Source organism: Hungatella sp. SL.1.14 (assembly GCF_024460495.1).
GTDB classification, from domain to species: Bacteria; Bacillota; Clostridia; order Lachnospirales; family Lachnospiraceae; genus Hungatella; species Hungatella hathewayi.
Window position 1 is genome coordinate 1 of sequence record NZ_JANFYJ010000336.1, and the last position, 301, is coordinate 301.

Sequence of the window (301 nt, forward strand, 5' to 3'; positions counted from 1 at the left end):
CATGAGTCACGATTACCATGGTGATCTGTAAATCGGCCAGAGAACGAATCACTTTCAGCACTTCCCCAGTAAGCTCCGGGTCCAGCGCGGAGGTGGGTTCGTCAAAGAACAGAATCTTGGGATTTAAGGCGAGAGCTCTTGCGATGGCAACCCGCTGGCACTGACCGCCCGAGAGCTGGCAGGGGTATGCCTCCGCCTTGTCCTCCAGCCCCATCTTGCGGAGCAGGTCGTATGCTTCGCGGATGACCTCATCCGCCTTTCGCTTCTGAACATGAATCGGCGCGTCAATGATGTTTTTCAG

At 55.8% G+C, this 301-nt stretch carries 1 protein-coding gene; it reads right to left on the reverse strand.

The genetic code is table 11. From position 1 onward, the window contains the following. Positions 1 to 301, reverse strand: a 301-nt coding sequence (locus NE473_RS31240; protein WP_256265652.1) for an ATP-binding cassette domain-containing protein, incomplete at both ends; no start/stop codon positions are given.